Source organism: Pseudoalteromonas peptidolytica (genome assembly GCF_012641745.1).
Classification (GTDB): domain Bacteria; phylum Pseudomonadota; class Gammaproteobacteria; order Enterobacterales; family Alteromonadaceae; genus Pseudoalteromonas; species Pseudoalteromonas peptidolytica.
Map to the genome: position 1 here is coordinate 1 of NZ_WEHZ01000061.1, position 8459 is coordinate 8459.

Here is an 8459-nt window from a genome sequence, read left to right on the forward strand (position 1 = left end):
TTTTGTTAATATCAGAGCGAGTTTCTTCTACAACTGTAAGGTGTTCAATCAGGTTCATTGGTTGCGCCTAGCAATGGGATTGGCGCTATTTGATCATAAATTAGCTAAAAGTGCGATCCCGCCCTGCCCGAGAAAGTACGAGAGATGTTAGCGGCGGTTGAAGCAAGGCCTAGTTTTACCGCCTCGATAGCGGCAGAGCAAGCACACAGCAAAGGCGCATGAGCTTAATATGACTAAGGCTATTTCTAAACAACAAGATTTAGACAAAATAACCGAGGTTATCCAGCAATATTTTGAAGGGCTACACCAAGGAGATATTAAAAAGCTGGATGTAATTTTTCACGCAGACGCGGTGCTCAAAAGTCCAGGGATGAGGCGCACTAAATCACAGTGGCTAGATTTGGTTTCATCTCGACAAACGCCCAAAAGCCAAAATGCAGCTTTTAATTACCGTATTTTGTCCGTGGATGTTGTAAACCATCAAGCAATGGTCAAGCTGTATTGCCCTCTGTTTGCACATCACTACATCGACTTTATTGGTTTACTTAAAGAAGATGGACAATGGTGTATCGTCAATAAGATGTACGATGACCTGTAGGAGGTAACCTGTGCCAATCATCAATATTAAAATCACCAAGGAAGGCGTTACACCTACTCAGAAACAAGCCTTAATAAAGGAGGCAACTCAGCTTATGGTGGATGTCCTTGATAAAGCGCCGCAAGTTACTTTTGTCGTCATTGAGGAAATTGAAACTGACGACTGGGGGATAGGGTTTGATCAAGTCTCCATGTTGCGACAGCAAACCTTAAGCCCGAAATAATGCACTAAGAAGGAGGCATCAAATGATGCTTCTTTAACCTGCAAAGACATTTTTTTGAAAAAGAACCTTATAAAATTCAGGTAAATAAAAATTTTTTTAAAAAAGTTTCTTGAAAAGTATTTGCTTCGTCCATAGATAGTATTGTGAGGACGCCGACAGGGTCCCAACCCAAACTAAGTAAATGTTTTATATACTATTTATTGGCTTTAATTGAAGCAATAAATAGCTTAATTATCGCTTTATGAGGATACAAATTATGCGTACAGTAGACCTATCTCCACTTTATCGTTCATTCATCGGTTTTGACCATTTAGCACAGTTAATGGATGCGGCATCACGCAACGAAAAGCAGCCAAGCTTTCCGCCATATAATATCGAAGCTACCGGTGAAGACAAATACCAAATTACCATGGCTGTTGCTGGATTTACCGAGCAAGAGCTTAGCCTTGAGTCAGAAAACAACACCCTGACAGTCAAGGGTGAAAAGCAAAACAAAGAAGACAAAGCCGATCGTAAGTTTATTCACCAAGGTATCGCAGAGCGTAACTTTGAACGTAAATTCCAACTTGGTGACCACGTAAAGGTGATTGGCGCAGGCCTTGAAAACGGCCTACTATTTATTGACCTTGAGCGCGAAATTCCTGAAGCACTCAAGCCAAGAAAGATTGAAATTGGCAAAGGTACACTCATCGAAAATAAATAATCGATTGAGCTCCCCCCTGTTTTTACATGATGTCACGTTTCCAAGTCGCCCTCGGGCGACTTTTTGTTTGCAAATAACTAAAGTAAGCAGTTCAAAACAGCCTTAAAACAAGCAAACATAGTGTCGTGACATACTTATTTTTTAAGAGCTGCTAAAAAGGTAACATTCGCTTTTTCCATACCCTTCCCTAATTCAGTTACAGAATAAAGTAAATTATGCTAACCTTGCTTATGTCACCTATCGCCAGTATCAAAGTACATTGATAGTATAATAGTTTAAAGGAATAGCATGAAATTTTTCATCACGTCTACACTTCTCACCTTGCTATTAGCAACCCAACAATCACAGGCTCACGTCGAGAAGATAAAGCATTTCTCAAGCTTTAGAGACTTGAGCAATATCAGAATCATCGATGTTGATAATGATAATAAAAAAGACATCGTTACAATGATTAATAACGACAAGCAACGATTGTATATTGTAAATACACCTTCTGAAAATGAAAGTATAAAAACAACACTGACTGATTCAATAAAACTCGAGAGCGACAATGAATCAATGGATTCTTTCGAAATTTATTATGATAGGCGATCTGATAATCACTTTGCTGTTGTTATAAGCCAGGCACAAAACGTACACCTTCTCAATTTAACTGCTAGAAAATATGTAAAAGCGCTCCCAAATGTAACCGCTGATATCGTTAAATTTAAAGACATAGATAACGATGGTGACGTCGAAATCCTGCTGATAAATGAAAGCAGTATGTCTACGCTCGACATGCACACACTAGAAACCAAAGCGCACTACAACTTACCACACTCTGACTTTGTTGTTGGGAAGTTTACCAATCATCTGTTTAATGAAATGCTGACATGGGACGGTAAAATCTACCGAATTCAAGATAGTGAAATGAATCAAGTTGGCACGCTTGCGGTAACAGGCACTTATTTATTTACTAAAGATATAAACGATGATGGAACAGATGAAGTAGTTAGTGAGGACTGTACGATCGACGTAAAAAATGGCAGTGTTATTTGGCCTGTAGGGAATTCTCTAGAAAATTGTAATCAGGAGCCTGGCTATTCAAAGTATGGCCGAGCATCAAAGTTCAACAACACTTTATATCAACTTAATACGAAAATTATTAACGGTTACGATTTTCCCTATAATCATTACCTTTTAGATATTGAATACTATGATTACCTAACTCGAGAAAAAGAGGTTATCGGTAAAAGTTTCACAGAAGGAGGTGGAGATTATCAACCTAAAATCTATCACCATATCTATAGCTATTTAGACTTGTATGGTGATGAGCAAAAAGAAAAGATTGAGCAAAATACTAAACTTCACGTCGAAGAAGTTTTATTTGGTGAAATAACTGAACTGGGATTCAATGGTGATGTGTATTTAGCCAACCAAGATGGTGAATTAAGGATTATTGATGTAAATAAAAAGATTTCAGCAGGCGCTTACCCCTGGAAATCACCGTACCCACCGTTTATATTCCAAGATATTGTAACATTCAGCAATATTTCCCCTATCACGCAAAGTGAATTATGGGCAAAAGAAATTGCGGGCAAAGGTACAACGCAACGGTCAGAGTTGGCAGGAGTTTCTATTGGTACTTTTGGAAGCAACCTTGTTGATAAAATTGTATATCAGACCAGAGGTGAACCATATGACCAATATATTTATAAAACTAAAATAATGAATATGGATGGCTCGTCATACACTACAAAACCTATTCTTGGATATTTTCAGTTCTTGGGTGATATTGATGGTGATAATAATCCTGAGTATCTTCGCCAAAATAATCACTTAATACTTGACATTACAAGGCCATTCGAAATCAAAGACTTTAATAGTGACACGGTTAAGTATACCTTAACACTGATTGCTCACCCCATTCGCGGACTAGGGTTAGTATGGTCAATAGCATTAATAGACTTTGATGGTGATGGTGTTAAAGAGTTAGTATTCAAACATGAAAATCAAACGACAATTTATAATCTTGTTCAAAACAGCCACTCATCACTTGACCTCGGCGATCTTAAATCACTCCACACGTTTACCAATAACGAGATAGAAAAGCTTTACGTGACGACGCAAAATGGCACTTTGCAGTCCATTTCAGCACAAGGAAGCAAACAAGAAATCACGACCTTATGTACATCGTCGAAATTAATTGATATAGAACAACACTCTGACGGCCAACTCCATGTTACCTGTGAAAATGAGTTGGGTACCTTTAATTTGGCTAGCCAACAATATAGTAAGCTGGTAAGCCTTGATGTAGCTGCAAGCCATGCAGATATTAAAGTAATCGGTCAGGATACTTATTGGCTAGTACGACATGCTAATGGCAGAGAATTATATAAAATTTCAGAAAGTACTGAGCTGCCTTTTCAGCTAAGTGCAGCTGAGTTTAATACCAACAAATTTACCCCCGTGAATTTTGCTTTGTTAGATGAAAAAGATGCTTTTAACTATCGCTTTTATATTTCTAAAGCACCGAGCAAAGGCAATATCTCCTTCTCTGATAGGACGCTGGGTCATTTCAACTATACACCCACAACAGGCGAAGTCGGACTAGACCAGTTTGAACTTTCTATGAGTGTTGGAGGTAAAGCTACCGAAAGCGTCTTAGTCTCTATTAATATTGAAGGAACTCCACTTCTTATTGAATCTAGTTCACTTTCTGCCCACTGGCGTACTCCGCTTAATGGCACATTGTCATTATCAGGCATAGACGAAAATACTGTTCTTCAGTTCGGAGTGACTAGCGCACCTACTTCAGGTGAGTTTGTCTTCAGTAATACAGCAACGGGGGAATTTACATATACACCATCGACTTCAACGTTAGAGCCTGCAATGCTTAGCGTGAATGTGAGTAATGAGCATGGTCTATACATTGAGAAAGTCATCATTGTAAACCATACGAATACGACGCCGCAGGCACCACCAGTCGAATTCGAGGTCAATCAATCTGGAGTGGCTGACATCCCGCTTTTGGCTAAGGATGCTGATTCAGACCCACTTACTTACGAATTGCTCTCACAACCAGATAAAGGTGCGGTCGAGATAAATAGTAATACGGGGCTGATGTCTTACACCCCAGAAAATGATGCTACTTATGAAGTAAACTTTCAGTATCGAGTGTTTGATGGCATGAGTTATTCAGAGCCAAGCAATGTTATCCTTAACGTCAACACGACAAAAGCTGGCGTCAACAAAGACAATACAGATAAAGAGTCAGGGGTCACTGAACCAAAGAGCAAAAGTGGCGGAAGCATGCCTATCTACCTGCTCTCTCTGCTGATGCTGGTAGGGTTCTTCCGCAAAGTGAGAGTCTGCGTTACTGCTCCCAATTCAACATTGTAATAATCAGTTTTTACCCTTGGATCAATTTACTTGATCCAAGGGTAATATCCGATCTCTCTGGTTATTCATGATAAGAAAATTATGTTAGTTTATTTTATATTCTATTTGGATTTTAAATAAAATTTCATTATAAATAGTAGAAAACCTAGAAGGAATAACATGAAATTTTCTACAACAGCACTTCTCACTATATTAATAATGACGCAATCATCATTCGCGCACGTAGAGAAAGTTAAGCATTACTCGAGTATTAACCAGATCGGTTATATAAACGTTGTTGATATTGGTAATGACTCGAATAAAGATATAGTTGGGAAGATTAACAGTGATCATAAAACACTAGCAATTATTGAAATCAACCGTAATGATAAACTTGTAAAAACAACAGTGACTGACTCAGTGAAGCTCGAGAGCGAAGATGAGTTAATTAGCGAGTTTGGAATTTATTACGATCAAAGATCGGACAATCACTATGCAGTTGTTATTAGTGATAAAAGTAACGTACACCTTCTAAATTTAACTGCCAGAAAATATGTAAAAGTGCTCCCAAATGTAACCGCTGATATCGTTAAATTTAAAGACATAGATAACGATGGTAACGTCGAAATCATGCTGATAAATGAAAACAGTATGTCTACACTTGATATGCATACGCTAAAAACCAAAGCGCACTACAACTTACCAAACTCTGACTTTGTTGTTGGAAAGTTTACCAACCGTCTGTTCAATGAAATGCTGACATGGGACGGCGAAATCTACCAAATTCAAAATAATGAAATGAACCTGATTGGTACGCTTGCGGTAACAGGCACCTATTTATTTACTAAAGATATAAACGATGATGGAACAGATGAAGTAGTTAGTGAGGGCTGTACTATCGACGTAAAAAACGGCAGTGTTATTTGGCCTGTAGGGAATTCTCTAGAAAGTTGTAAGCAGGAAACACGCGACTCAAAATATGGTTGGTCATCAATGTTCAACGATGAGCTAAACCAAGTTTTTGGAACAATTAGCTTTAATTCTGACGGTATCACTGTTTCAAACATCATTTATTATGACTATCTCACGAGAGAAAGCGAGATCATTGGCAAAAACATAACTAGACAAAACGCAGACTACCAACCAGATACATATAATTATATTTATGAATATCTAGACTTGTATGGTGATGAGCGAAAAGAAAAAATAAAAAGCACGAAGAAGCTCGATGTCAAGGAAATAACATTTGGTGATGTAACTGAGCTGGGATTCAATGGTAATGCCTATTTAGCAAAGCAAGACAACAAACTAAGAATTATTGATGAACATAAGACGCTAGCTGCTATCAGATTTACAAAATGGGAGCCAAGCTTCAACAAAGTCACTAGTGCAACATTGAAAAATATATCCCCATTTACTCAAAATGAATCATGGTCAAAAGAAGTCGCAAAGAATATCGACTATTTTACAGCAACAACACTTGAAAAGGTGTCAGTAATTCCTTTTGCTAAAAATAGCAACGATAAAGTAGTGTATCAGCTCTATGATTGGGGCCTTAGCAACAGAAAGAGCTATATATTGAACATGGATGGATCTAATCACATCAAAGAGCCCATTATTGGCAGTTTCGAATTTTTGGGAGATATTGATGGTGATGGTAGTCCTGAATACCTCCACCAAGAAGGACATTATTCTGCCAATATATCAAAACCATTCGAAATCAAAGACTTTAATAGTGACGTGGCTAAATATAGCATTTCACTGGTTGCTGAGCCTAACTACAAAACAGGATTAACAGCATCAATAGACTTTGATGGTGATGGTGTTAAAGAGTTAGTATTCAAACATGAAAATCAAACGACAATTTATAATCTTGTTCAAAACAGCCACTCATCACTGGACCTCGGCGATCTTAAATCACTCCACACGTTTACCAATAACGAGGTAGAAAAGCTTTACGTGACGACGCAAAATGGCACTTTGCAGTCCATTTCAGCACAAGGAAGCAAACAAGAAATCACGACCTTATGTACATCGTCGAAATTAATTGATATAGAACAACACTCTGACGGCCAACTCCATGTTACCTGTGAAAATGAGTTGGGTACCTTTAATTTGGCTAGCCAACAATATAGTAAGCTGGTAAGCCTTGATGTAGCTGCAAGCCATGCAGATATTAAAGTAATCGGTCAGGATACTTATTGGCTAGTACGACATGCTAATGGCAGAGAATTATATAAAATTTCAGAAAGTACTGAGCTGCCTTTTCAGCTAAGTGCAGCTGAGTTTAATACCAACAAATTTACCCCCGTGAATTTTGCTTTGTTAGATGAAAAAGATGCTTTTAACTATCGCTTTTATATTTCTAAAGCACCGAGCAAAGGCAATATCTCCTTCTCTGATAGAACGCTGGGTCATTTCAACTATACACCCACAACAGGCGAAGTCGGACTAGACCAGTTTGAACTTTCTATGAGTGTTGGAGGTAAAGCTACCGAAAGCGTCTTAGTCTCTATTAATATTGAAGGAACTCCACTTCTTATTGAATCTAGTTCACTTTCTGCCCACTGGCGTACTCCGCTTAATGGCACATTGTCATTATCAGGCATAGACGAAAATACTGTTCTTCAGTTCGGAGTGACTAGCGCACCTACTTCAGGTGAGTTTGTCTTCAGTAATACAGCAACGGGGGAATTTACATATACACCATCGACTTCAACGTTAGAGCCTGCAATGCTTAGCGTGAATGTGAGTAATGAGCATGGTCTATACATTGAGAAAGTCATCACTGTAAACCATACGAATACGACGCCGCAGGCACCACCAGTCGAATTCGAGGTCAATCAATCTGGAGTGGCTGACATCCCGCTTTTGGCTAAGGATGCTGATTCAGACCCACTTACTTACGAATTGCTCTCACAACCAGATAAAGGTGCGGTCGAGATAAATAGTAATACGGGGCTGATGTCTTACACCCCAGAAAATGATGCTACTTATGAAGTAAACTTTCAGTATCGAGTGTTTGATGGCATGAGTTATTCAGAGCCAAGCAATGTTATCCTTAACGTCAACACGACAAAAGCTGGCGTCAACAAAGACAATACAGATAAAGAGTCAGGGGTCACTGAACCAAAGAGCAAAAGTGGCGGAAGCATGCCTGTCTACCTGCTCTCTCTGCTGATGCTGGTAGGGTTCTTCCGCAAAGTGAGAGTCTGCGTTACTGGGCACAGTCCAGCCTTGTAAAGGCAGGCTTTACTCTTGGATACACATGTCTGATCCAAGGGTAAATCATAAGGGCACCCTAAATTTTTCAAGCCCTGAACCTAAAAGCTTAAAAAGTAAGAAATGATTTAAGTTCAGCTTACTAAACCGGAAGAGCCTGAAAAACAAACAAAAAAAGCTTGGCTATTTAGCCAAGCTTTGGGCGCGGTGTGAATAATCGCCTTATTTGAATTAGTTCAGACAAGATCTGACATTTCGATTTGAAAAATTGAGAGTTACCCGTTTTGATAAAGGTGTCGAATCTTTGTTCAAAACAACTAAGGAGTAACTCTCATGTTACATACTAACAATCC

5 protein-coding genes are annotated in these 8459 nt (G+C 38.7%); all 5 read left to right on the forward strand.

Annotated features, from left to right (window positions below; translation table 11 throughout):
• Positions 1 to 229 precede the first annotated feature (229 nt).
• Entirely contained in the window at positions 230 to 598 is a 369-nt protein-coding gene (locus tag F9Y84_RS21525) for a nuclear transport factor 2 family protein (RefSeq protein WP_147391440.1), read from the forward strand.
• A 10-nt stretch (positions 599 to 608) separates the two neighbouring features.
• Complete coding sequence (locus tag F9Y84_RS21530; protein ID WP_147391439.1) at positions 609 to 821, forward strand: tautomerase family protein; 213 nt, start codon at positions 609 to 611, stop codon at positions 819 to 821.
• 256 nt (positions 822 to 1077) lie between these two features.
• Positions 1078 to 1524, forward strand: a complete 447-nt coding sequence (locus F9Y84_RS21535; RefSeq protein ID WP_128730806.1) for an Hsp20 family protein — start codon at positions 1078 to 1080, stop codon at positions 1522 to 1524.
• 288 nt (positions 1525 to 1812) lie between these two features.
• Entirely contained in the window at positions 1813 to 4905 is a 3093-nt protein-coding gene (locus tag F9Y84_RS21540; protein ID WP_168756789.1) for an Ig-like domain-containing protein, read from the forward strand.
• 159 nt (positions 4906 to 5064) lie between these two features.
• Positions 5065 to 8127 carry an Ig-like domain-containing protein gene (locus F9Y84_RS21545; RefSeq protein WP_168756790.1) on the forward strand — a complete coding sequence of 1021 codons (3063 nt, stop codon included), beginning with the start codon at positions 5065 to 5067 and terminating at the stop codon, positions 8125 to 8127.
• Positions 8128 to 8459: the final 332 nt, after the last annotated feature.

Excerpts from the sequence above, each read along its gene's own strand:
- F9Y84_RS21525 (WP_147391440.1), top strand. The coding sequence starts at position 230 with ATGACTAAGGCTATTTCTAAACAACAAGATTTAGACAAAATAACCGAG.
- F9Y84_RS21540 (WP_168756789.1), top strand. The coding sequence starts at position 1,813 with ATGAAATTTTTCATCACGTCTACACTTCTCACCTTGCTATTAGCAACC.
- F9Y84_RS21545 (WP_168756790.1), top strand. The coding sequence starts at position 5,065 with ATGAAATTTTCTACAACAGCACTTCTCACTATATTAATAATGACGCAA.
- F9Y84_RS21535 (WP_128730806.1), top strand. The coding sequence starts at position 1,078 with ATGCGTACAGTAGACCTATCTCCACTTTATCGTTCATTCATCGGTTTT.